The sequence below is a fragment of the Parabacteroides massiliensis genome (genome assembly GCF_900155425.1).
GTDB lineage: Bacteria > Bacteroidota > Bacteroidia > Bacteroidales > Tannerellaceae > Parabacteroides > Parabacteroides massiliensis.
The window spans coordinates 666,920-692,623 of sequence record NZ_LT700190.1 but is presented as its reverse complement, the minus strand read 5'-3'; the positions used below and the strand labels follow the sequence as shown (position 1 = coordinate 692,623).

Annotated in this window: 20 protein-coding genes and 1 tRNA gene; 7 read left to right on the top strand and 14 right to left on the bottom strand. The window is 45.2% G+C overall.

Annotated features, from left to right (window positions below; translation table 11 throughout):
* Positions 1–201 precede the first annotated feature (201 nt).
* The 6 genes from BQ9893_RS10275 to BQ9893_RS10250 all read right to left on the bottom strand — a co-directional run bounded on the left by BQ9893_RS10275 (position 202) and on the right by BQ9893_RS10250 (position 8,738).
* Positions 202–1,476: a fimbrial protein gene (locus BQ9893_RS10275; protein ID WP_075965941.1), complete on the bottom strand. Its 1,275-nt coding sequence runs from the start codon at positions 1,474–1,476 to the stop codon at positions 202–204.
* A gap of 43 nt (positions 1,477–1,519) precedes the next feature.
* Complete coding sequence (locus BQ9893_RS10270; protein ID WP_075965940.1) at positions 1,520–2,650, bottom strand: fimbrial protein; 1,131 nt, start codon at positions 2,648–2,650, stop codon at positions 1,520–1,522.
* A gap of 19 nt (positions 2,651–2,669) precedes the next feature.
* Entirely contained in the window at positions 2,670–3,614 is a 945-nt protein-coding gene (locus tag BQ9893_RS10265) for a FimB/Mfa2 family fimbrial subunit (RefSeq protein WP_075965939.1), read from the bottom strand.
* A gap of 38 nt (positions 3,615–3,652) precedes the next feature.
* Complete coding sequence (locus BQ9893_RS10260) at positions 3,653–5,032, bottom strand: fimbrial protein (protein WP_075965938.1); 1,380 nt, start codon at positions 5,030–5,032, stop codon at positions 3,653–3,655.
* A 258-nt stretch (positions 5,033–5,290) separates the two neighbouring features.
* Complete coding sequence (locus tag BQ9893_RS10255) at positions 5,291–6,451, bottom strand: hypothetical protein (RefSeq protein WP_081415427.1); 1,161 nt, start codon at positions 6,449–6,451, stop codon at positions 5,291–5,293.
* A gap of 253 nt (positions 6,452–6,704) precedes the next feature.
* On the bottom strand, positions 6,705–8,738 hold the full coding sequence (locus tag BQ9893_RS10250; RefSeq protein ID WP_075965936.1) for a response regulator: 2,034 nt from the start codon (positions 8,736–8,738) through the stop codon (positions 6,705–6,707).
* Positions 8,739–9,404: 666 nt separating this feature from the next.
* Here BQ9893_RS10250 and BQ9893_RS10240 point away from each other — a divergent pair.
* Complete coding sequence (locus BQ9893_RS10240) at positions 9,405–10,328, top strand: FimB/Mfa2 family fimbrial subunit (RefSeq protein ID WP_075965935.1); 924 nt, start codon at positions 9,405–9,407, stop codon at positions 10,326–10,328.
* A gap of 550 nt (positions 10,329–10,878) precedes the next feature.
* Here BQ9893_RS10240 and BQ9893_RS10235 read toward each other — a convergent pair.
* Positions 10,879–10,952, bottom strand: a tRNA-Met gene (locus tag BQ9893_RS10235).
* 201 nt (positions 10,953–11,153) lie between these two features.
* On the opposite strand from BQ9893_RS10235, the gene BQ9893_RS10230 reads away from it, so the two are divergent.
* From BQ9893_RS10230 to BQ9893_RS10215, 4 genes are all read left to right on the top strand, one after another.
* On the top strand, positions 11,154–11,537 hold the full coding sequence (locus tag BQ9893_RS10230) for an START-like domain-containing protein (RefSeq protein ID WP_075965934.1): 384 nt from the start codon (positions 11,154–11,156) through the stop codon (positions 11,535–11,537).
* Positions 11,538–11,638: 101 nt separating this feature from the next.
* The gene (locus tag BQ9893_RS10225) at positions 11,639–13,576 is read left to right on the top strand and encodes an LptF/LptG family permease (RefSeq protein ID WP_075965933.1); all 1,938 of its coding nucleotides are present in this window, start codon (positions 11,639–11,641) and stop codon (positions 13,574–13,576) included.
* Positions 13,577–13,603: 27 nt separating this feature from the next.
* Complete coding sequence (locus BQ9893_RS10220) at positions 13,604–14,821, top strand: bifunctional 3,4-dihydroxy-2-butanone-4-phosphate synthase/GTP cyclohydrolase II (RefSeq protein WP_075965932.1); 1,218 nt, start codon at positions 13,604–13,606, stop codon at positions 14,819–14,821.
* A 25-nt stretch (positions 14,822–14,846) separates the two neighbouring features.
* Positions 14,847–16,040: a pyridoxal phosphate-dependent aminotransferase gene (locus BQ9893_RS10215; RefSeq protein WP_075965931.1), complete on the top strand. Its 1,194-nt coding sequence runs from the start codon at positions 14,847–14,849 to the stop codon at positions 16,038–16,040.
* Between the two features lie 74 nt (positions 16,041–16,114).
* Here the strand turns inward: BQ9893_RS10215 and tsf are convergent, their stop codons facing one another.
* The 6 genes from tsf to BQ9893_RS10185 all read right to left on the bottom strand — a co-directional run bounded on the left by tsf (position 16,115) and on the right by BQ9893_RS10185 (position 20,509).
* A complete protein-coding gene (gene tsf, locus BQ9893_RS10210) occupies positions 16,115–17,104 on the bottom strand; it encodes a translation elongation factor Ts (protein ID WP_075965930.1) in 990 nt (329 codons plus the stop codon).
* 172 nt (positions 17,105–17,276) lie between these two features.
* On the bottom strand, positions 17,277–18,119 hold the full coding sequence (gene rpsB / locus BQ9893_RS10205; RefSeq protein ID WP_075965929.1) for a 30S ribosomal protein S2: 843 nt from the start codon (positions 18,117–18,119) through the stop codon (positions 17,277–17,279).
* Between the two features lie 140 nt (positions 18,120–18,259).
* A complete protein-coding gene (gene rpsI, locus BQ9893_RS10200) occupies positions 18,260–18,646 on the bottom strand; it encodes a 30S ribosomal protein S9 (RefSeq protein WP_075965928.1) in 387 nt (128 codons plus the stop codon).
* A gap of 5 nt (positions 18,647–18,651) precedes the next feature.
* Positions 18,652–19,107, bottom strand: coding sequence for a 50S ribosomal protein L13 (gene rplM, locus BQ9893_RS10195; RefSeq protein ID WP_005637644.1), 456 nt, complete (start codon positions 19,105–19,107; stop codon positions 18,652–18,654).
* Between the two features lie 276 nt (positions 19,108–19,383).
* On the bottom strand, positions 19,384–19,845 hold the full coding sequence (locus tag BQ9893_RS10190) for a PD-(D/E)XK nuclease family transposase (RefSeq protein WP_262497380.1): 462 nt from the start codon (positions 19,843–19,845) through the stop codon (positions 19,384–19,386).
* Positions 19,846–19,879: 34 nt separating this feature from the next.
* Positions 19,880–20,509 (bottom strand): porin family protein, encoded by a 630-nt coding sequence (locus BQ9893_RS10185; RefSeq protein ID WP_075966107.1) that lies wholly within the window; start codon positions 20,507–20,509, stop codon positions 19,880–19,882.
* Between the two features lie 128 nt (positions 20,510–20,637).
* On the opposite strand from BQ9893_RS10185, the gene dnaE reads away from it, so the two are divergent.
* On the top strand, positions 20,638–24,438 hold the full coding sequence (dnaE, locus tag BQ9893_RS10180; protein ID WP_075965926.1) for a DNA polymerase III subunit alpha: 3,801 nt from the start codon (positions 20,638–20,640) through the stop codon (positions 24,436–24,438).
* 68 nt (positions 24,439–24,506) lie between these two features.
* Positions 24,507–24,821: a thioredoxin gene (gene trxA / locus BQ9893_RS10175; RefSeq protein WP_075965925.1), complete on the top strand. Its 315-nt coding sequence runs from the start codon at positions 24,507–24,509 to the stop codon at positions 24,819–24,821.
* On the opposite strand, the gene mnmD is transcribed toward trxA, so the two are convergent.
* Positions 24,816–25,496 carry a tRNA (5-methylaminomethyl-2-thiouridine)(34)-methyltransferase MnmC2 gene (gene mnmD / locus BQ9893_RS10170; protein WP_075965924.1) on the bottom strand — a complete coding sequence of 227 codons (681 nt, stop codon included), beginning with the start codon at positions 25,494–25,496 and terminating at the stop codon, positions 24,816–24,818. The two genes, trxA and mnmD, sit on opposite strands and share 6 nt — an antisense overlap.
* Positions 25,497–25,704 lie beyond the last annotated feature (208 nt).

The following is a 25,704-nucleotide window of genomic DNA, read 5'->3' as shown; positions in this document are numbered from 1 at the left end:
AATAACAAAGGAAAGATTGAGAGGCGCACCCTTTAAATGCGATAGAAATAACGACAAAACACTTTCTGCATGATTGCGACCAATGGCATTCCCGCCCTAAAACAAAAAAGGCAGTCAAAACAGCCTTGTTCTCGCGTTTGACGCGGGGACAAGACCGTTTTGACTGCCTCCTCCGATATTCAGAAATCGATGTCCTATCGATCAGTTTGCATCTTCTTCGTTCTGCTCGATCACGTTCCACGGAGCGACTTCGATCTTTGCAGAGATATGGGCGTTCAGCCTGATATCATCTTCGTTTGCAGAGCCTTCTCCGGTAATGGTGATATTCAATTTATACACATGGTTCATCAAAACTTCCGGTACATCATCCGCTCCGTTATCTTTCAGAAGGACACGCATGTGCTTCGTGGATTTCACGCCCGCCGCATTCTTAAACTCTACAACCAAAATAAGACCGGTTTCATAAATCCCATCCGTATGAACGGCATCTGTATTTTCTGCTGTCCTGGCAGCATTGGAAAAGATGTATTTTACAAACCTACCTGTTTCAAAATCGAATGATTTTTCTTCATTATTAGTTGCTGTAATATCAGTATATTCAGCACTTGCATAATTCGGTTCTACCGTACTATTAGGAGCAATCCAATACTGGACAGGAGTGTAAGCGCTGGACTCATACCCTCTTACATAATCGCCCGTACCTCCTGCGAATCCGGATTGAGTTTTGACATTTGCTAAAGCAATCTTTTTCAGTGTTATGGAAGCACCGGGATATTCCGTCAGTTTCAACTTGACAGATTCAACCTGTACCCTTGATATCAAACGGGTCAAAACAACATAGTCTGTTGCCTTATACGCATCAGGGGCGGTTTCCGGATCTGTCTCGGATGCTGTTGCATTTGCGACTACACCGCCTCCGTTTTTAACCCAATTCTCATACCAATCGGTACTGCCATCTCCCTTTTTAATGTTAGGGCGAAGTCCTTTTATCTTGATTTCTTTGCTGACCATCGGAAGAACAGAACCGATAGCATACGAATCTGCCTTCTTTGTCAAGACCGCATTTTTCAGAGCTCCCAATGTGGCTGGCGTTGCAATTTCTTCGCAATTACCTAAAAAGACAGCAATAAATTCATCAGAAGAAGACGTTCCGTCGGCATTAGGAGTGACTTTTACTACAAGATGCTTGATCTCGCTAATCGTGGCCTCTCCTGTCGCTGTCTCCGTCTTTGATGTCACAAAGGTCGCATTATCATCGGTCCCCTTAAATATCAGAGCCGTCAATTTCTGAACTTTAGCTTCCTTTTCCTTTATTTCACTATCAGCTGTCGCTTTTGTCTCCAAAGCCGCAGTCACCCCAAAAGAGACATAAGCATCCACCTCTCCCATCCGGGAATAATCGGTCGTTTCGTCCTTTGAGCAGCTTGCCATCGTGCAGATGGCCAAGGCTGCTAAAAATAAGTTTCTTAGTTTCATTAGTTCTAATTTTTTTATGTTTCTATTTATTTTACCCTTCTCGCTATTTTATTACTACTTCCTGGTTGACAGGGCCCCATCCTACGACTTCAACGCTTACGCTCAAGTCTCCGGTGGAAGGTGCAGGAGGCGTCGGGGGCGTAGGAGGATCAGGCGGTGTCGGGTCATCGATATCGATGCCCTCGAAACTGTTCGGTCCGAAAGATATATTCAGACGGTAGATGTAGTTGCGTTTCACATACTTATGAGGATCGCCTTTCAACACTACTCCATTTTCGTTGACGACAGCCGAGAAGTTTTTCGTTTCCGCCTGATAAGCGGCGTTGGCCAAAATCGTGGCGTTGATAACGATCGCGGTAGGATTTTCGCTATCCGTATTTTCCATCACATACTGGCGGAAAGGTGTTCCGGAGAGCGGAAGGTTCTGCCCCAAAGTGACAGCCGGGCTGTTATCCAGGTTTCCGTCGGCCATCACTGCACCCCAATAGGCCGTGCTGGCATAACGCGAAGCGGTTTTCCGATTGGCGAAATAGATACTGTTGATACGGACGGTACGGCCTTTCAACTTATCGTTCGTTTCGAAATTTGTCGATGCGCTCTTCAGTTCGATACGGGCAGCCAGGCGGGTCAGTTCCAATGGAGAAGAGAGGTTGTTGATGTTTGTCTGTGTCGAATATCCGATATAGTTATCACCTTCTTCCAACCGGTCGTCGGAGGTAATCACTTGGGCGCTCATGGCGAGGCTCGACTGCGATTGGTCCGACAACTGCGCCAGACGTGTCTGGAAATCTCCATAAGAAGCCACTCCCTTGAATGCGTCTGCCGGCACATTGGCAAGGATGGCGATCATCGCAATTGTTGCTTTTGTCGGGACGTTCAGCACGGTTGCTTCTCCCCCGGACACCGACATTCCGTTTGTCCAATAAGGATCGACCAGGAGTTGCGAACCGTCGGCAGTGAATGAAAGAACCGCTATGCTGTTGATATTCATCTCGCCTTCGAGCGCGTTCTCGTCTCCATCCGCTTTCAGGGACGAACCCGGGGCGGATGCTTTCACCTTGATATCCAGCGTGGCATCCTTCAGGTCGTTCACATTCACGGGCTGGTTGTCTTTCGAACAACTTGCCAAAGCGAACAACGACAAACCGACTGCTATTATGTTTCTTATTTTCATATCTGTTCTTCTTTAGAGATTAAAATATTATATCCTCTTCCACTACTCCCCACGGAGTGATACGCATCTTGGCCGAAACAGTCCCGTCTTCGCCAAACAGGAGCAACACATCCAAACGGCCGCCTTCGGGTATTTCGAACGGATCGCCATTGTCGTCCACATAGACCGTCTTATTGATCCGCCCGTCTTTGCTGGAGATCGATATGCTGAGGTCCTCGCCGGCGAAAGAATTCTGCTTGCCGCCGAACCGGGCCTGATCGATGACTCCGGTCGTCAGCCATTCCTGCGCCGTATCGTAGGTTCCTTCCGGATTATAAGCGACACTGTCGCCGGTCAGCGCTCCTTTATTGTCGTGCGTATTCAAAGTGCGGTTGATATAGAAATCGAAATCGGCCGCGCTTTTCAAGCCATAGGATCTCAAAGCGTTGTTCAGGCCCAATGTCTTGATCGTGTATGTCCCGGTTTTGAGGCGGATCACCACCTGCCCGTCACCGCCGACGATACCGCTGCCGAGCGAAGTCACTTCTTTCGTTCCGAAATAGAGGCTGTCGGGAGACTGTGCGAATCCGTCGGCCGAGCTTTTCAACTGCACCTTCAAGTCTTCCAACTGTTTCGGGTCGGTGACCGCCTGGTTGCCTCCTTCGAGGTTACCCCAGGCTATGATATTCAATTTCGTGTTGTCCGGATAGTTATCCAGTTTGATGGCTTCTTTCGAAAGGATGAAATCTTTGTCCAGTTTGCGTGTTTCCAACAATTTCTTGTTTTCATCGAAGATATACAGCGTGGCATCTTCCACCAATCCCAGACCGGTGATATCTGTGATATCCGTGCCGTTCAGCCCTTCGACCTTCAACGTCAGTTTGCTACATTCAGCCAGCTCGTCCTTGATGCAACCCGTCAGCATGGCCGCAAGCGCGACTGCCGCCAGCAAAAAAGACTGTTTTATAAATGATATATGCTTCATAATACTATATTTATATCTTATTATTACCCTATCCCACATCAATCTACTTCTTCATCTATTTCGATCACATTCCAGTCTGCAACCCTGACCTGCGCTGCAACATGCGCGAAAGCGGCAGGGCTGAACGGATCGTCCGAACCGGAACCCAATATCTGCACGGCCACATTATATTTGGTATTGCGTTGGATACGCACATCCGTCTTTCCTTCATCACCGGTGATCGTTCCGCCCTGGCTGAGGTCATTGACGATAACCGTATAGTAGCGATCTTTTTCGGTCATTTCTTCATTATCGCCTATCTTATATCGATAGGTTCCTCTCAAGACCAACAAGGTGTAGTTACGTTTTCCTTCCACACCGGTTTCACCATTTTGGTTCGGGTAGACATAGCAAGGAGGGACGAGGGCGCTTGTGTTTTCCCAGTCGAGAGCCGCAGTGTTTGCATTCGTCCCCGTCCGGGCTTCTATTGTTTGAACCGGGTCCAAAACCCGTAACATTGAATTATCGCCTTTGGCTTCTCCTGTTTTATAGGTTCCTACATAGGATGCAAAGTTTTCAGGAGCCCGATAATATGTAGGATCAAGAGCTCCATCTGCCATCGGCGACTGCTCGATTGTCTTCACTTCGCCATAAGTCCCGATTCCGGCCGTGCTCTTCACATTGGCTACAAAAACAGAATCCAACGTGAAACTTACATTTTTATATTCCGGATTTCCTGCATCCGGTGTCTCCGGCAATAAAACGCCTTTCAGGTTGATGGCTGCAACCGTACGGATCAGCTCAACAGCCTTGTCTCCATAAACCTCTGTTCCTGAACCATAGCCCTCAACAGTTAATGCGCCTTTAGCCCCGAACCCCACGAAGTTTATTCCCGGGACAAGCTCAAGTGGCAATACGGCACTACTCATCGTAAGTCCATTACCTTCCGTTTCCGACGACAGAGGTGTTGCTAAAGCGACTACCTGTTCTAATGTCAAACGGCTATCCGCATTCGTGCTGTTGACAGAATTTGTCAGTGTTTTCAACACTTCGGCATCCAAGTTTGCGATCAACAATAAATTAATTCCCCCGGATTTCACTTCACCGTCAATCACGGTTTTGCTTGTCGGGTCCGCGTAGTTCTGCGTAAAAAGGGCCGCTATAGAACCGACCTTCATATTGTTGCCATTGTATGCTCCATTATTAAAAATCACCGCCGTCAACGTTTTCACCTTCTTGTCCCAAGTGACCTCTGTCCCTGTAACATCATTGCCTATAAATCCACCTTTTGTCTTTATCCCATCCGTCCGGACAGCCAATGATAATGTTGCATCCGGTACGACAGGTGTAATCGTCAGATTCACCGGATCATCATTGTCCGAACACGAAAAGAATGCGCAGGCTATTAATGTTATCAAAAAGCAACTTTTCAGTTTCATAGATATAAATATTATTTTGTTTTTTTACCTTATTAAAGAATCACAATACAAAGATAGGTTACAAATAAAACGGAAAAGATAGGTAGTTCTCTCGTTGTCTATAGACGAATCTATCAAACTTCCGATGTGATAGTTTTAGCTCTTATCCTGCGATATACACCTATAAAGCTAATGGAAAAAGGGCAACATGCTCCTTCCGCATAAAAGCAAAAAAAGTGCTCCCGGGCAGGAAGCACTTTTGGGGATATAAAAAAGGTATTATTTGACCGGAGTAGTTTGAGAAACGTCATCCCAGTCAGAAACCACAGTCTTAACTTTCAGAGCAGGTCTATTGCCATCTTCACCACCGCCAATACCGGCAACAGCTAAAGATATTTTATAGTTTTTATTAGGAAGGATACCTGCACCGGCGTCTTGTCCTTCTATTGTTCCGGTTTTACCAATCTCAATATTGTAATAACTGTTGTATGTATTACTAATTGTCTCTCCGTTACGTATTGCATTCTCCACAACCATTTTACCATTAAGCGTGAAAGCGGTAGGATTGGCATTCGTATATGATTCGCCTTTAATCGCTTCATTAGGCAATACATAGAATACAATAGATTCAGGTTTTGTTACTGCTACTGCAGCCGCTGTTTCACCGATTGTATACACTGCAAAATCTTCAGAAGCATCCGATTTTATGTAAGAACTGATTTGTTCACTATTCTGATGATTATCCCATACCCAAGTGCCAGCAGCCAAACCTCCGACAAAATCATTTCCAACAGCATAGGATCTTTCACTATTTGAGCCGCGTTTTGCAAAAGTAACCGTAGAATTTTTGGGTGCCAAGTTCACAGATGCTGAAATAAAATCAAATTTAAACGTACCGGCAGTAAATGCATTCTCACTTCCCTGCTGCGACATATCCAAGGTCAGGCCTACCAATTCTACACGAGCCAAATCACGAACCAAAGTCAATGTCGTTTCATTCTCTCCGGCAGCAATTGTAACATCTGTTGAAAGACCATGCATCGGTAAATTTGTTCCCCCGATATTGTCAGAGACACTTATTACTTCATTCGCCGGCACGGTTGTCATTTCTTTTCCAAAATTAGCGAAACCCACACAATAAAGCTTCTGGCCTACTTCCAAATCGTCAAAAGTGTAAGTATAATCCGATTTAATACCCGAAGTAAGATAGACACGATTAATAACGGTGTTTGTTTCTTGCTCAAGCAAAAAGATATTAATATCATTTACAGCAGTTTCAGTCTCTGCTGCAATAACTGCTTTTGTAGACTTTACGCCAAGATCAATCGTCAGAGAAGCATCTCCCTTTGCATCCGGGCCATTCCCAATCACATCGTCGTTAGAGCAAGAAGCGAACGCACATGCGATCATTGTTGCACACATTAAATTTCTTAGTTTCATATTCTTCTAAATTAATAAGTTAATAAATTCGTTTATAGAATGATTCTTAATTCTTTTTACCCTATAGATTATGGTGTTGTTTGGGGTATTGTCTTTCAACATTGCAAAGGTGGGAGAAAAAGCAAAGACACATTAGGGGTGTGACTCTCAATTATAATCGGTAAAGCTCTAAGTGGTTATTTTGATTTATTTGCACCTGCTTTTGAGATATTTTTAGTTTTGCGGTCTTCATATTCAAACGGAACGCCCGGCCTTAAGCCGGAACTCCGTATTGCGAAGGGGTAACTCCGTATTGCTCGGTAAAGCGTTTGCGGAATGTGGCAGTATCGTTGAATCCTACCATCTCTGCGACTTCCTGTACGGAGTATTGCTGGCAGGCAAGCAATTCGGCGGCTTTTTTCAGCCGTATGTTGCGCGTCAGTTCGAGAATACTCAGATCTGAGTATTGTTTAATTTTTCTATACAATGTTGGCAGACTCATATTCATTGAGTCTGCCAACACTTTTGACACAAAAGTCGAATCGTCGAGGTGTTTCTCGATATTTTTGATGACAGCGTCCATGAACGGGTTGGCCGGCCGTACACTTTCTTCATCGTGCGAGGAAGCGGAAGAATTTGAGAAGTTGCGCTTCATCTCTTCGCTCTTCTTCATCAGACTGTTGATCTTGCTTCGCAAGATTTCCACATCGAAAGGTTTCGTGATGTAATCGTCTGCCCCGGCTTCGATACCGGCAATCACCTCTTCACTCTCGACCTTGGCCGTCAACATCACGACAGGTATCTGCGCCATGTTGGGATCATTCTTGATTTCACGGCAAGTCTCGTAACCGTCTTTCACCGGCATCATGACATCGCAAAGGATCAGGTCCGGTTCGTCTTTCAAAGCGACGTCTATCCCCTCCTGCCCGTTGCGGGCTTCCAGTACCCGGTATTCATTATAAAACACATGCTTCAGGAACCAACGGATTTGGTCGCTGTCGTCGATCACAAGGAGCTTCTTCCCGGTTTCCTTCTTTTGCGGGATCACCTGGATCAGTTCGGCGATTTCTTCTTTCTGCCGGGCATTCAGTTTTACCAAATCAGATTCGGGTTCTACAAACTCGACACGGCGATCCAACAGATGTTGTTTGCCAAGCGGGATCATGATCGTGTAGGAAGTACCGTACTTATCCGACTTGCTCCGGTACATGCCGCCTATTGCCTCGGTCATGTTCATGATCTGCTTCAAGCCGCGACGCGTAGTTTCGCCTTCATCCAGACCTTCGTCTGTCAGGACTAACGTGCTGTAGGCCTTCCCTTTTTCCTTTACGACGGATATATCGAGCGTCACTTTTCCATATGCAAACGTATTCTTGAAAGCGTTCGACAACAACATACGCAAAGCGAACTCCATCTTGCGACGGTCCATCCATACCCAAAGGGCGGGGGTCTGCGTGTTGATACGGAAATCGACATTGTTCATAGCCACCCAATCGACAAAGATATCGCAAATCTGACGGGTGATCTCGACCATGTCGTAACGGGCTATACGCAAATAGTTGGCGACATCGTTCGAGCGGCTCGTGCCGATCAACTGGTCCGCCAAGTCCTGCATGGCAAGCGTATTACGATAGGCGGAAAACAACTGGACAGACATGTCTTTTCCGGGATCGTTGTTCTGTACTACCAAGGCAAGAGAACCCTGTACCAAGGAAAGCGGGGTACGCATTTCGTGGATAGTCTCGATAAAGTAGTTGTCGTGGATGCTCTCGGCGTCTTTCAGGCGGTTTTCCGCTTCGGCAAGTTTGTCAGCAGCTTCGCGCTGGATTATGTCGTTTTCCTTAATCTTGGCTACGATGAGTTGCTCCAGTTCTTTTTTATTATTATTCAATGTGGAGATCGTCAATTCCTGTTCGTTATTCTCTCGGATCAAATCACTATTGGCTTGCGACAGGCTGTCTTTCTGCTTCTGTAGGACCCGATATCTTTCTTCCTGTTGCTCGATTTGCTCTTCCAACGATCTATTGCGGGAAACAAGTTCTTCGTTTCGGGCGCTAATTCCTTTATTCAGACTTTCAAGTACAGCGTTTTCCTTGATGATCCGATCCGAACGGTCATTCATATTGGAGTGCAATTTTCTCATATAAAGAAACAGGGGAACAAAGAAAAGTAGTAGAATCACCACTACAATCAATGTCTCACTACCGAATAGTTGTCCGTTTTCATGGGCAGCCCAAATTAATGAAGTACTGAAAAGAAGCCCTGTCAATACTCCACTCACCCTCCTGAACAGAGATTTTTTCTTCATATTTATATGCATTTATTATATATCCTTCTATACGTCCACAAATCCCTCATCGATATTACACGACAAAGATGGTAAAAATATTTTTCTTACGAGATATTTAACACTAACTATTTTTCAAACCGCAATGATAATCATTATCTTTTTCATATAGATTCCGATCCCCCAAAGATGACACGAACACCTACATATTGATAGGTTTAACATCTTTTACGCGCATATTATTGTAGAACAGAAAAAGACATTCTATTTTTGTACAGAAAAATATTTCATTTGATTTATTTTACCCTCAATTTTTTATATGCATAGGCGTACATCCGGATTGTTCCGCGTGTGCGCCACTTTTTTCCGTCTGTGTTCTCTACACGCACACAAATCATATCCAATAGATAAGGAGTTATAACATGGCATACTTCCCAAAAACTATCACCCCTGAACGATCGACAACTTTAAGGGCCGTAATGATAGCTTAACCAACCCCGATTGACACTATCTCCTGTTATTTTGATCGGTTTAACATATTTTACACACGGAACCATCGTAACATTCAAAAAACCTTGATATTTTTACGGTATTAAAAAGGGAACAAAGGTTTTGATGAGGGTCTTAACCTGAAAAAAGTTCCATCAGAGTATAGGGGTATTAATGAGCATATAAAAAATTAGGGTCATGAAAAAGGGTAAAATTTTCACAAATTGTTTGTTTTCTTTTTGGACATTGTCCATTGTTTTGTCTTTCGCAAGTTGTTCTGCCGATGGCGATTCCACTTCAGTCATAGACGATAGAGTCCCTTTAGAGACAGAAGTTCCTTTTTATGTAATCTTGAAAGCGTATTCCAACAACTCGGATATAACAGCCAATGGAGACGTAAAAAACACGACATTGTATGTTTTCGATGGGAACAACGACTTCTACAAACAAATCACGGTAAACAAAGAGTATCTTTTGCAGGTCAAGCCGATCGAAATAAGTTGCCCGGAGGCTGACAAGATCACGGTTATTGCCTGGTCTGGCCTATCGAACGAAAGCGAAGAAATCTGCAATATGAACCGAGCCAACATCATCTCCGACCTGCAAGTAAGCCTGAAACAAAACAACGGCGTTGCCAACAGCCTGCCGGGAGACCTATTTTACGGACAAATCGTTCTATACCGCTCTTCCACAAAAGCCACTGCACAAGAATTAAGGATCGAGCGCAAGGTCTCTTCCATGTCAATTTTGGCAAAAGGGGCTTTAAAGGTATTTGATTCCAAAGAAGGCAATTATTATTATAAAATCAAGAGAACTAAAAGTTCTTTCAACTGCAATGGCGAATTGACCGACAACGATATTGAATATATCATTCCGGCAACTTTAATAGAGAACGGGAATTTGACTACAGGCACATTCTCTATTTTACCTGCCGACAATATAACCATAGAGCTTTACAGAGACGAGGTTTTGGTTCTTTCTTCCGAAAATATCAAAAACTCGGAAAACGTGGCTGCAAACGAAGGAGAACAAACAAACATCGTTTTTGATCTTTCCCGCAACAACATCAATATTAGTGTTTCAGACTGGAATACCGTCATTCGGTATGTCACAGTCGGATAATTCGACCCTCAATTTTTTATATGCAATAAGGCGCACATTCGGATTGTTCCGAGTGTGCGCCGCTTTTTTTTATCAATGCATGATTCTCCGTGATAGAAACACCGGCTAATATGACACAAATGCGATCGTTAATAAATACTCCATTACCCCGCCTGCATTTGCAATACAGCAAAATGAGACGAACACAATGCGCGTATGACACATTTACCACGCAGGAGAACACAAATGATAATGTAACTTTGTGACAAGAATAACACAATACAATTTGTGAAATTTTACCCTATACTCTGTTTGCACGAATCCCTTAATTCTGCAAGCAAACCTAATTAATATAACCGTGAGGTTACATAATTAACATAAAAGTCCAGGCTCTCTGTCTCTTTTTAACAAGAACAGAAAATCTGGACTTTTTCCTTTTTCCGGCTTATCTCTTTTTGGTTTAACTCTTGGGTTAACTCAGCCTTTGAAAACCCCGAAAATTCGGATAAAAACCATCCGAAAAGACATAAAAAAAGCAGTCACTTATATCGTAACTGCTTGATTTTCGAAGTAGCGAGACCCGGGATTGAACCGGGGACCTCATGATTATGAATCATGCGCTCTAACCAGCTGAGCTATCTCGCCATCATGTTGTCATCATTTCCTTGATTGACGCTGCAAAAGTAGAGCTTATTTTTATATTGTGCAACACTTTCATGAAAAAAAATTCAATTATTTGAGGAGTTTCCTGTTAATAACTTAATTCATAGTTGCTTTTTTTAGAGACAGATTTGGCAGATATCAATTCTTTTATTACCTTGCTGCGCAATAAAAACACAATGAAAGATGAAAAAGGAGAAATTTCATATCGAATACATTTTCGATAAAGTTTCACGACGAAGTTTATGGAATCACCTCACTACTCCTCCAGGACTGTCTGCTTGGTTTGCCGACGATGTTATTATTAATGGTAACACGTATGTTTTTAAATGGAACAAAGCCGAACAGGAAGCGGAAGTTTTGTCTATGAAACCGGAAATGAGCGTTCGTTACCGTTGGACAGATGAAGAGGATGAAAATGCTTACTTCGAATTCCAGATCCACAGCCATGAATTAACAGGATCGACATCTTTGCAAATAACGGATTTTGCCGAACAGGATGAAAAAAGAGATTCTATCGATTTATGGGACACACAAGTAGAAGAACTGAAGCGTACGCTCGGTATTTAGCTTGTTTTAGTGATTTCTGTTAGCGATCATATCGTTTTTTCACTACTTTTGCGCCGTCAACCGGATAAGCAATGTTGAAAATAAAACGATTATATACATTTATGCTGCAGACTTTCCTGCCGTTGTTCTTGATGACCTTCGGTATTTGTCTGTTTATTGTGCTTATGCAATTCCTGTGGAGGTACATTGACGACATGGTCGGGAAAGGACTGGGGATTCCTGTTTTGGCGGAAATGTTTATGTATGCCGCCCTTTTTCTCGTTCCGATGGCGCTCCCGTTGGCCATTTTGCTTGCCTCGCTTATGACTTTCGGGAATCTCGGCGAACGATTGGAATTGTTGGCTATGAAATCAGCGGGCGTCTCGCTTGTCCGCATCATGCGCCCGCTAATTATCACCATCGGTATTATAAGTATCGGGGCTTTCTTCTTCCAAAACTATGCCATGCCTGTCGTACAGGTCAAACTATACTCGCTGCTCTGGTCTATGCGCCAGAAATCACCGGAACTGGATATTCCGGAAGGAGTTTTCTACAGCGAAATCACCGGATTTAATGTATATGTAAAGCATAAGGATACAAAGACGGGGCTTCTTCGCGACATGATGATCTATGATTATTCCGAAGGGTTCAACAAAGTCAGTGTGATGGTCGCTGATTCGGGACGCCTGAAAACTTCGGCGGACAAAATGTTTCTGATCCTTTCCCTATTCAATGGGGAATCTTTTAGAAGCCTGGACAAACAATCGACAACCACCGGCACTAAAAGCTCCGTTCCCTACCAGAGGGAAACATTCAAAAGCAGGGATATCCTGATCGAGTTTGATGCAAACTTTTCACGAACGGACGAATCATTCATGCAGAACCAGTTTATGGGTAAAAACATGCATGACCTGCAAATTTTCATTGACTCCGTTTCCGTGCGCTTAGACAGCATACAAAGCGTCAATGCCAAGAATGTTTACGAAACTTCATACAAAAAGACACTTAAAAAGCCCCAAGACGCAAGACAAAATAACGTAAAGGAAAATCCAAACAACGAGAATTCTGATACAAAAGCGCCGACAGAAACTTCCAAGACAGACGAGCCGGTAATCGTCATGAATTTCGACAGTCTCTACCAGGCAGAAAATCCAGGAAAGAAAGCAACGATCCTGACACGTGCGAAATCGAGCATCGAAAATATGAAAGCCGATTACTTCTTCAAAGCAGCCACTCTCGGAGACGAGGCCTACAGGGTACGCCGCCATTTGACGGAATGGCACAACAAATTCACGATCTCGTTTGCTTGCCTGGTTTTCTTTTTCATTGGTGCACCGCTTGGGGCTATTATACGAAAAGGCGGTTTGGGAACACCGGTCGTACTTTCCGTCCTTCTTTTCATCTTTTATTATGTCATCAACAACATCGGCTTCAAAATGGCCCGCGACGGTGTGTGGGAAGCATGGCAGGGGATGTGGTTGAGTTCCGCTGTTTTAGCCCCGTTAGGTATCTTCCTGACCTATAAAGCAGTCAACGACTCCGTTATCCTGAATGCCGACACATATTTGAATGCTTTGAAAAACCTGTTCGGAAAACGTTCAGGCAGAAAAGTTGAAATGAAAGAGGTGATCATGTTCAACCCTGATTACGGGCAGATCATCCTCCGTCTGAAGCAATTGGCCGAAGAAAGCAAAGCTTATCTGGCCGCCCATAAACGGTGGACAAACTATTTCCGTTTCTGGGAACAGGGTGGCCGGGACCATACGGCCGAGCAATTGGCGGCAGAAATGGACAGCATCATCGAAGAATTGTCCAATTCGGACCAGAACTTGGTTCTGAACAAGCTGATGGACTATCCGATCATCAGCGGTTACAATCAGATAAATGCAAAAATAAACGGAAAAGCAGGGTTGGCAATCGGCCTCTTTTTCCCGATCGGGCTTCCCGTTTATCTGCTTGCCACGTACCAACGCAAACTTTTGCGGCACGACATCAGGATGGTACAAAAGACAAGCAATGAACTGATTGATATAATTGAAAAATTACCCGTATCTTTGTGAAATAAGAAATATAAGTAAAAAGAATATATGAGCGAAATCAAATTAAACACCATTGAAGAAGCTATTGAAGACTTCCGCGAAGGAAAATTCTTAATCGTTGTCGATGATGAAGATCGCGAAAATGAAGGTGATTTTATTATTGCCGCCGAAAAGATAACTCCCGAAAAAGTAAACTTCATGTTGAAAAACGGTCGTGGCGTACTGTGCGCACCGATCACGGAAGAACGTTGTCAGGAATTGGAGCTGGACATGCAGGTTGCAAACAACACGTCCTTGCTGGGAACTCCTTTTACGATAACGGTAGATAAATTAGGTGGTGGCTGCACGACAGGCGTTTCGATGTTCGACCGCGCAGAAACCATTTTGGCCCTTGCCGACCCGAAAACCAAGCCGTCCGACCTGGGACGTCCGGGACATGTCAATCCGCTTCGCGCCCGTTCGCGTGGTGTGTTGCGCCGCGCCGGACATACCGAAGCGGCCGTAGACTTGGCACGCCTCGCCGGTTTATACCCGGCAGGTGCATTGATCGAAATCATCAATGAAGACGGGACAATGGCCCGCCTGCCCCAACTGATCGAGGTAGCCAAGAAGTTCGATATCAAAATCATCTGCATCAAAGATTTGATTTCATATCGCCTGAAAACAGAATCGATCGTAGAAAACGGCGTCGAAGTAGACTTGCCCACCCAATACGGGCACTTCCGTCTGATCCCTTTCCGCCAGAAGAGCAACGGATTGGAACATATCGCCTTGATAAAAGGCAAGTTCGATCCGGACGAACCGATCCTGGTCCGTGTACATTCTTCTTGTGCAACCGGTGACATCTTCGGTTCCATGCGCTGCGAATGTGGCGAACAGTTGCACAAGGCAATGCAGCGTATCGAAAAAGAAGGCAAGGGCGTAATCGTTTACCTGAACCAGGAAGGACGTGGCATCGGACTGATGGAAAAGATGAAAGCCTACAAACTTCAGGAAGACGGTTTGGACACTGTCGATGCAAACCTGCACCTCGGACACCAGGCAGACGAACGCGATTACGGTGTCGGTGCCCAGATCCTGCGCCACTTGGGAGTCACCAAGATGCGCCTGATGACCAACAACCCCGTCAAGCGTGTCGGGCTGGAAGCATACGGGTTGACAGTCGTAGAAAACGTTCCTATCGAAGTGGCTCCGAATCCTTACAACGAATTCTACATGAAGACGAAAAAGGAACGTATGGGACACGTCTTACACAATATCAAATAATTCATAATTACATAATAACACTATCATGACACAAGTATCAGCACGTTTAGCAAGTTTGTCGCCATCCGCAACATTGGCGATGTCCCAGAAGAGTGGTGAATTAAAGGCTCAGGGAGTTGATGTTATCAACTTGAGTGTCGGAGAACCCGACTTCAACACACCCGAACCCATTAAGGAAGCGGCCAAAAAAGCTATCGACGAAAATTATTCTCGTTATTCTCCCGTTGCTGGTTATCCGACTTTGCGTAACGCCATCGTTGCCAAGCTGAAAAACGAAAACGGATTGGAATACACAGCCAACCAGATTTCTTGTGCAAATGGTGCCAAGCAATCCGTTTGTAATACAATCATGGTATTGGTAAATCCGGGCGACGAAGTGATTATCCCGGCTCCGTTCTGGGTCAGCTATCCGGAAATGGTAAAATTGGCTGAAGGTACGCCTGTAATCGTTGCTGCCGGTATCGAACAGGATTTCAAGATCACTCCGGCACAACTGGAAGCGGCTATCACTCCGAAAACAAAGGCATTGATCCTCTGCTCCCCGTCCAACCCGACCGGTTCGGTCTACAGTGCGGAAGAACTGGCAGGCCTGGCCGAAGTCTTGAAAAAACATCCGGAAATCATCGTGATTGCAGATGAAATCTACGAACATATCAACTATATCGGCAAGCATAGCAGCATCGCACAGATAGACGGGATGAAAGACCGTACGGTTATCGTAAACGGCGTTTCCAAGGCCTATGCCATGACCGGATGGCGTATCGGTTTCATTGCCGGACCGGAATGGATCGTAAAGGCTGTGAACAAATTGCAGGGACAATATACTTCCGGCCCATGCTCCGTATCCCAGAAAGCGGCAGAAGCTGCTTACACTGGTTCACAGGCTCCGGTCGAAGAGATGCGCCAAGCATTCGAACGCCGCCGCGACCTGATCGTCAGCTTGGCAAAGGAAGTTCCGGGATTCGAAGTCAATCAGCCGGAAGGCGCTTTCTACCTGTTCCCGAAATGCAGTTATTACTTTGGCAAAACCGACGGCACACGCACGATCGAGAATGCCGATGATTTGGCTATGTACCTACTGGAAGTGGCCCATGTAGCTTGTGTCGGCGGTACATCTTTCGGTGCTCCCGAATGCATCCGCATGAGCTACGCTACCAGCGATGAAAATATCGTGGAAGCAATCAAACGTATCAAAACAGCCTTGGCAGCATTGAAATAAACGTTACCATCAAATAAAAAAGGAGATGTTTCGCAAAACATCTCCTTTTTTTATTTCATTCTGCCAGTGCAAAATTATTCGGCACGCAAAGTGAAGCGTTTGAATGCCAAGATCTGCAATTCAGGATCAGCTTCCTTCATTGTTTCTCTTACAGTCTTCTTGCCATCCATGATATCTTCCTGGTTCAGCAAGCAAACTTCCTTCAAGAACTTGCCAAGACGACCCTTAGCGATGTTCTCAATCATCTGCTGAGGCAGGTTTGCAGCTTTTTCAGCTGAAACAGTAGCGATGATTTCTTTTGCTTTGGCAACATCTTCAGCCGTGATCCAACCTTTAGCCATGTTGCTTTCCATATGTTCTTCGCTATCAACGTGCGACGGGTTGATTCCGGCTTTCTTCAGGGCAGCTTCAACAGCTTTCTGTACCTGTTCAGCTTTTGTCTTCTCGATAGCCACTTGGATTTCCTGTTCTTTTACAGATTCAGGAACACCAGCTTCATCAATAGCGATCGGGTTCATGGCTGCGATCTGCATAGCGATATTGTGAGCAGCTTCTTCCGATTCCTTGTTGAATGCGGCGATCGTACACAACTGGTTCTTGCCCATGTGGTTGTAAACAGTCGTATAAGGACCTTCTACCACATTGTAGCCATCCAGTTCCATTTTTTCACCTGTGATTCCGCTACGATCCGTTACAGCATCCTGTACGGTACCTTTGCCCATCGGCAACGCTTTCACTTCATCCAAAGTCTTGCACTTGTTAGCTACAGCAGCATCAAGAATAGCCTGAGCCAGAGCTATAAAATCTTCATTCTTAGCTACGAAGTCAGTTTCACACTTCAGAGCGATGATAGCAGCGAATTCACCGTCTTTCTTTGCCAACACGCAACCTTCAGCAGCTTCACGGTCAGAACGTTTAGCAGCAATAGCCTGTCCTTTTTTACGGATAATTTCCATTGCTTTTTCGATGTCACCGTCAGATTCGGTCAAAGCCTTCTTGCAGTCCATCATACCAGCTCCACTCATTTTGCGCAGCTTGGTTATATCAGCCATAGTTACAGCCATAATCTTATTTCCTTATTTATTAAATGTTTACTTTTATTAATTGACAATAGGGAGACTTTAAAAATTGACAATGGACAATTGACAATTGACAATTATCGTCAAAAGCCAATTGCCCACTGCTTATTTTATGTATCTATAATTATCAATTGTCAATTTTCAATTGTCAATTGAATTACTCTTCGTCCTTAGCGAATTTGTCAGCAACGTTAGCGTTCAAAGCTTCGTCGTCTTCCTTCTTAGTACGTTCTTTCTTTACAGCAGCTTTAGCTTTGCGTTCTCTTTTAGGAGCTTCGCCTTCACCGGCAGCTTCTGTATCGATCTTTTCAGCTTTACGTTCCTGCAGACCTTCGTTCATTGCTTCGCAGATAGCGCCCAAGATAACTTCTACAGATTTTGTAGCGTCGTCGTTAGCCGGAATCACGTAGTCGATGTTGTTCGGATCGGAGTTTGTATCAACCATACCGAATACAGGGATACCCAGACGGTTGGCTTCACGAACTGCGATGTGTTCTTTCATTACGTCAACAACGAACAAAGCAGATGGAAGACGAGTCAGGTCTACAATAGAACCCAAAGTCTTTTCCAACTTAGCACGCTGACGAGTGATCTGAAGTTTTTCTCTCTTGGAAAGATTATCAAATGTACCATCTTTTGTCATCTTATCGATAGTAGCCATCTTCTTGATAGCTTTACGGATAGTCGGGAAGTTGGTCAACATACCACCCGGCCAGCGTTCGATAACGTAAGGCATACCTACAGAAGCAGCCTTATCAGCGACAACTTGTTTAGCTTGTTTTTTAGTAGCAACGAAAAGTACTTTCTTTCCCTGTTTTGCCAGGTTTTTCATTACTTCTGCTGCTTCGTCTACTTTAGCAACTGTTTTATATAAGTCAATGATATGAATACCATTGCGCTCCATGAAGATATAAGGAGCCATTGCGGGGTTCCACTTTCTTTTTAAGTGTCCGAAGTGTACGCCAGCTTCTAATAACTGATCAAAATTAACTCTTGACATTGTTTCTTTCTTAAATCGTTTACTTTCTTTTGTTTAACTCAATCATCAGGTAGTCCTTCCGTATGTCAGCATATAAAAAGAATCCTGATAATTTAGATACTAAACGCTTTGCTATACTTGTAAGGGACTCACAAATAAGATTAACGTTTACTGAACTGGAATCTCTTACGAGCTTTAGGACGTCCCGGTTTCTTACGTTCAACAGCACGCGGGTCACGAGTAACGAAACCTTCTGCGCGAAGAGCGGATTTGTCTTCCGGATTGATCTTAATCAGTGCGCGGGCGATAGCCAGGCGAGCAGCTTCAGACTGTCCTTTGAAACCACCTCCATCGAGGTTGATCTTGATATCATATTGTTCTGCAACGTTCAGCTTTGCGAGCGGCTGCTTAACAATGAACTGAAGGATTGTAGAAGGAAAGTAATTAGCCAGATCACGTTTGTTGATAGTAATCTTTCCTGTACCTTCGCTTACGAATACGCGAGCAACTGCTGCCTTACGTCTTCCTATTGCATTTACTACTTCCATTGTGATTATTTATATGAGTTTATATCGATTAATTTAGGCTGCTGAGCTTCGTGTTTGTGCTCTGTTCCTGCATATACATACAGATTATTCAACAGTTTTGCACCCAGACGATTCTTCGGAAGCATACCTTTTACTACTTTACGGAACAGACGGTCGTCACCTTTAGCCTGCAAATCAGCCGGCGTGTAAGCGATCTGTCCACCGGGATATCCGGTATATCTCAAATAAATACGATCGTTCCACTTGTTACCTGTCAGAACGATTTTGTCTGCATTGATGATAATTACGTTATCACCACAATCAACGTGCGGGGTAAAATTGGGTTTGTACTTACCGCGCAAAAGCTTTGCTACCTTTGCACAAAGACGTCCCAAAGTCTGTCCTTCGGCGTCAACAATGACCCACTCTTTGTTTACAGTTGCTTTGTTTGCAGAAATGGTCTTAAAACTTAAAGTATCCACTTGCTTAAAAAATTAATAAATTAATAACTCTAAAAAACAAGAATCCAATCCTCGCGTGCGCTGTCGCTACGGACACTTGACGCAACAACGTGCTAAGAATTAAACTCTTAGTACAATTTTGATAATATTCGGCTTGCAAAGGTACGGTTTTTCCGCAAAACACAAAACTTTTAGCAGAAAGAATTTACACAAGTAGGTCAAATACAGAAAAAAAGGTCCGATAACCTTCAAGCTACCGGACCTCCACCTATAATCTTCTGCAAATGATTATTCCAGCTACAATTCTGCAATCGTTCCAGCATCCAGACCCGTACACTCCATAATGGCAGAAACTTCCATACCTTTTCGTTTCATATTAAGGGCAACTTGGCGGACACCCTGGAACAAGCCTTGTTCCAGACCTCGTTCCAGACCTTGCTCCAGACCTTGCTCCAGACCTTGCTCCATTCCCTTTTTTAGTCCATCTTCCAGACCTTTTTCCACACCCTCTTGATAACCTTTCTCTATTGCATAATCCCACGTATTCTGATTATCACGATAGACCTTCAGACATTCTTCATACTCCATGCGTTCTTTTTTGTTGAGATTAACAATCTTTGCTAACTTTTCAAGTCTCTCAAACAATGCTTTTTGACCTTTGAATGGTATTGTTTTTAACTGTTCCATATATTTCAATGTATAAAGCCAATAATCCAAACCTGTTTCACACTCCTCCTCTTTCTTATCGAAAAAAGGGATCCGATAGTTTTCAGTATGCCGGAGTAATAAATATTTACCGGAACATATATCCCAACGACAGAGTCACATTGTTTTGATACAAGGACGATTCGCCTTCGCGTTCTATGGCACGGCGGTCCAAAGTTCCGTAAAGAGCACTGATGGAAAAGAAATAACGGTTGTAATCCACGCGCAAGCCGACATTGACACCCAGATCGAACGTTTTGAGGTCAGCCTCTTTGGTCTGGCCGAAATGGATATCGACATTCTGGTTTTCGGTTTTCATCTTTCCAAAAAGGGAGAAGTCGAGAGCCGGACCGGCATAAACACCCAGCTGCACATCATTTATAATAAAGGTATAAGCTAAGTTCACCGGGACCTGGATAGAATAATAACTGCATTTACTGAAAGAAATCTTTGCCCCTTCCACCTGCGGATTGGAGTAGAAAGAACCTCCCTGATTCGTAAACGCCAGTTCCGGACGCAAAGACAAGCCTTTGTATAGATGTATATCAGCAAGTCCGGCCAAACTGAAGCCGAAGCGGGCTCCGGCATTGTATGTACCTTCAACTTTCTGCACCAGAGAAGAATAAGCGCCACCCGCACGAACACCGAAAACAACCTGGCCGACTGCCGGCATAATCATCAACACTGCCAAAAAAGCGATAAATATAATTTTTCTCATATTACGAATCTCTGAATTATCAAAAGCAAAGATAGAATTTTTCAGCCGGAAATATAACAGCTGACTGAATAAAATTATAAAAATAACCCGTACCTTTATAGGCTGAAATAAAAAGATCAAGAATTAATATGGAACCGTTTATACATCTGCACGTACATACCCAGTATTCATTGCTGGACGGACAAGCATCGATCGATGCTTTGATCGACAAAGCGCAAAAGGATGGCATGCCGGCGATTGCCGTCACCGACCACGGTGTGATGTTCGGGATAAAAGAGTTCTTCAACAAGGTTTCCAAGAAAAATGGCAAACCGTTGGGTGCCATCAAAGATTACGAGAAAGAGCTGAAGGTACTGAAAAGTAAAACGGAGCTGACCGCCGAAGAGCAAGCCCGCCTTGAAGAAATACCCACAAAGATAGAAGAGGAAAGGAAAAAAGTATTCAAACCGATCTTCGGTTGCGAATGTTATTGCGCCCGTAACGGACGACACAGCAAGCTCGCTTCGCAGAACGACCGAAGCGGATGGCACCTGATCGTGCTGGCCAAGAACCTGAACGGCTACAAGAACCTGATCAAGATGGTTTCCTTGTCTTGGACGGAAGGTTTTTACGGACGCCCGCGTATCGACAAGGAGTTGCTGGAAAAATATCACGAAGACCTGATCATATGCTCCGCCTGTATCGGGGGAGAAATCCCGCAGCATATCCTGAACGGAAGAATGGACAAGGCGGAAGAATCGGTCCTTTGGTTCAAGAACCTGTTCGGAGATGATTACTATCTGGAAATACAGCGGCACGAGACGCATGATCCGAGCGCCGCACAGGATGTGTACCCCCACCAGGTAACGGCTAACAAAGCGATTCTGGAACTGGCTCGCAAACACAACATTAAGGTTATCGCAACCAACGACGTCCACTTTGTCAACGCGGAAGATGCGGAAGCGCACGATCGCCTGATCTGCCTCAGTACGGGTAAAGACCTGGACGACCCAAACCGTATGCGCTACACCAAACAGGAATGGATGAAGACGACGGCAGAGATGAACGCCATCTTTTCCGATATTCCCGAAGCCCTCAGCAACACGCTTGAGATAGCCGACAAGGTGGAATTCTACTCCATCGACCACGGTCCTATCATGCCGACCTTCGCCATCCCCGAAGAATTCGGGACGGAAGAAGAATATCGCCAGAAATTCACCGAACAGGACTTGTTCGACGAATTCACCCGCGATGAAAACGGGAACGTCGTCCTGAGCGAAGAGGCTGCGCACGAAAAAATCAAGAAATTAGGTGGTTACGAAAAACTATACCGTATCAAACTGGAGGCCGACTACCTGAAAAAGATCACATACGACGGAGCGAAGATTTGCTATGGAGATAATCTGAACGACGAAGTCAAGGAACGGCTGAACTTCGAATTGCATATCATGAAGACGATGGGTTTCCCCGGCTACTTCTTGATCGTGCAAGACTTTATCCGTGCCGCCCGCGAAGAACTGGGCGTTTCGGTCGGTCCCGGACGTGGATCGGCTGCCGGTTCGGCTGTTGCCTACTGCCTGGGGATTACCAAAATCGACCCGATCAAATATGATTTGCTGTTCGAGCGTTTCCTGAATCCCGACCGTATCTCCCTCCCTGATATCGATACAGACTTCGACGATGACGGCCGCGGGGAAGTACTCCGCTGGGTAACGGAGAAATACGGAGCCGAACGTGTGGCGCATATCATCACGTATGGCACGATGGCGACCAAATCAGCCATCAAGGATGTCGCACGCGTACAGAAACTCCCGCTTGCCGAATCGAACCGCCTCGCCAAACTTGTCCCGGACAAGATACCGGACATGAAGAAGTTCAAACTGAAGGATGCAATCAACTATGTGCCGGAGCTGAAAGAGGCCGCCACAGGAAGCGATCCGCTGGCACGCGACACCCTGAAATATGCCCAAATGCTGGAAGGGAACGTGCGCAACACGGGCGTACATGCCTGCGGCGTCATCATCGGACGTTACGACATATCGGATGTCGTGCCTGTCAGCACGGCCAAGGACAAAGATACGGGTGAAGAGATGCTCGTCACCCAATATGAAGGTTCGGTGATCGAAGAGACCGGTTTGATCAAGATGGACTTCTTAGGCCTGAAAACTCTGTCCATCATCAAGGAAGCGATAGAAAACATCCGGCTGACGACCGGCCAAGAACTGGATATCGACCATATCAGCCTGGAAGACCCGGCGACCTACAAACTGTATTGCGACGGAAAGACAACCGGTACATTCCAGTTTGAATCTGCCGGTATGCAGAAGTACCTGAAAGAGTTGCAACCGTCCAAGTTCGAGGACCTGATCGCGATGAACGCCCTGTACCGTCCGGGACCAATGGACTATATTCCTTCTTTTATCGCCCGTAAACAGGGAAAAGAGGAAATCAAGTACGATATTCCCGTCATGGAGCGATATCTGAAAGACACGTATGGCATCACCGTCTACCAGGAACAGGTCATGCTTCTGTCGCGCCTGTTAGCCAACTTCACTCGCGGCGAGAGTGATGCCCTCCGTAAGGCGATGGGTAAGAAGCTGATCGAGAAAATGAACCACCTGAAATCCAAATTCATGGCGGGTGGAAAGGCTAATGGCTACAAGGAAGAGACTTTACAGAAGATATGGGCCGACTGGGAAAAATTCGCCTCATACGCTTTCAACAAGAGCCACGCGACTTGCTACTCATGGGTTGCTTATCAGACAGCTTTTCTGAAAGCGAACTACCCGTCCGAATATATGGCAGCCGTCCTGAGCCGAAGTTTGTCGAACATCGTGGATATCACAAAGTTCATGGACGAATGCAAGGCGATGGGCATTCAGGTTCTCGGTCCGGATGTGAACGAATCGATCCTGAAGTTCAGCGTAGACAAGAACAAAAACATCCGCTTCGGCCTGGGCGCCGTGAAAGGCGTCGGAGAAGCCGCCGTACAGAACATCATAGAAGAACGGAAGAAGAACGGTCCTTACAAAGACATCTTTGACTTTGTGGAACGTGTCAACCTGACTGCCTGCAACAAGAAAAACATCGAATCGCTGGCATTAGCCGGTGCTTTCGACAACTTCAGCATCCTGCGGGAACAGTTCTTTGCCGAAACTGGGAAAGGGGAAATATTCCTCGAAACGCTGGTTCGCTACGGCAACAAGTTCCAGACAGACAAGAACACGGCAAGCAACTCTCTGTTCGGAGGAGATGCTTTTGTCGCCATCTCCAAACCGGAAATTCCGAAATGCGAACGCTGGAGCGACCTCGAACGCCTGAACAAGGAAAAAGAGCTGGTCGGCATCTATCTTTCCGCCCATCCGCTGGATGAATACCGTATTATACTGACGTATGTATGTAATACCGGTATGGCGGAGATAAACGAGAAGGAGAACCTGGTTGGCAAAGACCTGCTGTTCGGCGGTATCGTTACGGATTTCCGCGAAGGGATGACCAAGAAAGGGAATCCTTACGGCATTATCAAGATAGAAGATTTCACCGGCAGTGGCGAAATTGCATTGTTCGGCAAAGACTATGTCGATTACAGCAAATTCGGCAAGCGCGGTATGTACCTGCTGATCAAAGCGCGTGTGGAAGACCGCTACAATTCCGGGCGTTTGAGCCTGTCCATCGGATCCATCCAGTTGCTGCAGGAAGAGAAGGACCGCCTGATCGAAAAGATCAGCATCACGGTCCCGATCCACGGCCTGGACGAACCGACCGTGAACGAATTGTCGACCTTGATAAAAAACAATCCGGGCCAAAGTTTGTTATATTTCAAAGTGGTCGACAGCGAACACAATATCATCCAGAATTTCTTCTCGCAGAACATACGGCTTAATGTCACACGCAACCTGGTCGAATTCTTGCAGACGAACGAAAATATGGATTTTAAAATTAACGGGTAGTCTTTGTGCGGTATAAAAGAATTTGTACTTTTGCACGGAATTTGAATATATAATTCATAATTAAAGATATGGCACTACAAATTACAGATGCAAATTTTGAAGAGTTGGTAAACTCTGGTAAGCCTATGGTTCTTGACTTTTGGGCAGAATGGTGTGGTCCCTGCCGCATGGTCAGCCCGATCATCGACGAACTGGCTACCGAATATGAAGGCCGCATTACGATCGGCAAAATGGATGTAGACAACAATAACGATGTTGTCGCACAATTTGGTATCCGCAATATCCCGACCGTCCTTTTCTTCAAAGACGGCAAGGTTGTAGACAAACAGGTCGGTGCTGCACCTAAAGCTACATTCGTATCTAAAATCGAAGCACTTTTATAATTTAATAGCACGAAGCATTTCGCGCTTTCCAGGGGGGCCGGGTATTCTTTCGACAGAATATCCGGCTTCTTTCATCATACGCCTGACGGCTCCTTTCGCACAATAGGTCGTCAAAACGCCGCCTCCGGTCATACGGGCATACAGCCGGTTGAAGATTTCCTGATTCCACATCTCCGGTTGCTTATCGGGAGCGAACGCATCGAAATAGACCAGGTCGATCCGCTCCGGCAAAACGCACGTATTACTGTCTCCTTGTATTTTATGCAGTTCAAAGAACTCCGTAATCGGGACCGAAATGTTCCACTCTGCCTGATGCAAAGCCTGAAAAGCATCTCTCCGCCCGCCACAAATCATTTCTCCGTAATTCAGGCTCTCGATTACGTCCGCATCCAGCGGATAAAGCTCAACCGAATAGTAATGTATTTTCCGTCGGTGCGCCTCAGCATCCGACAAAGTCAGAAAAGCATTGAGCCCGGTTCCGAAACCCACTTCCAAAACAGTAATCTCCTTCCGTTCCAGATGGTGCAACCCGGCTTCGATAAAAACATGGCGCGACTCCTGCACGGCACCGTTCACGGAATGGTAGTGCTCGTTCATTTCAGGTATAAAAAGCGTATGGCTTCCATCCGCCGTCAGCTGTAGTTCCCGTTTGATATGATCCATTGCGTTCTGCATATATTTCCTAAATAACAGGACAAAGGTATATTTTTAGCCGGAATAGCACGAATGTTGACATAAAATGTTCGAGATGTACGATCATGTTTCAAAGAAGATGGCGGATTAACCCGACAACAGAATTTGGGGCAGATGTCATTTTATTATCTTTATTTGGATAAATCTGTACTTTATGAAAGGTTAAAAAATATTACCCGTTAGTGTAATT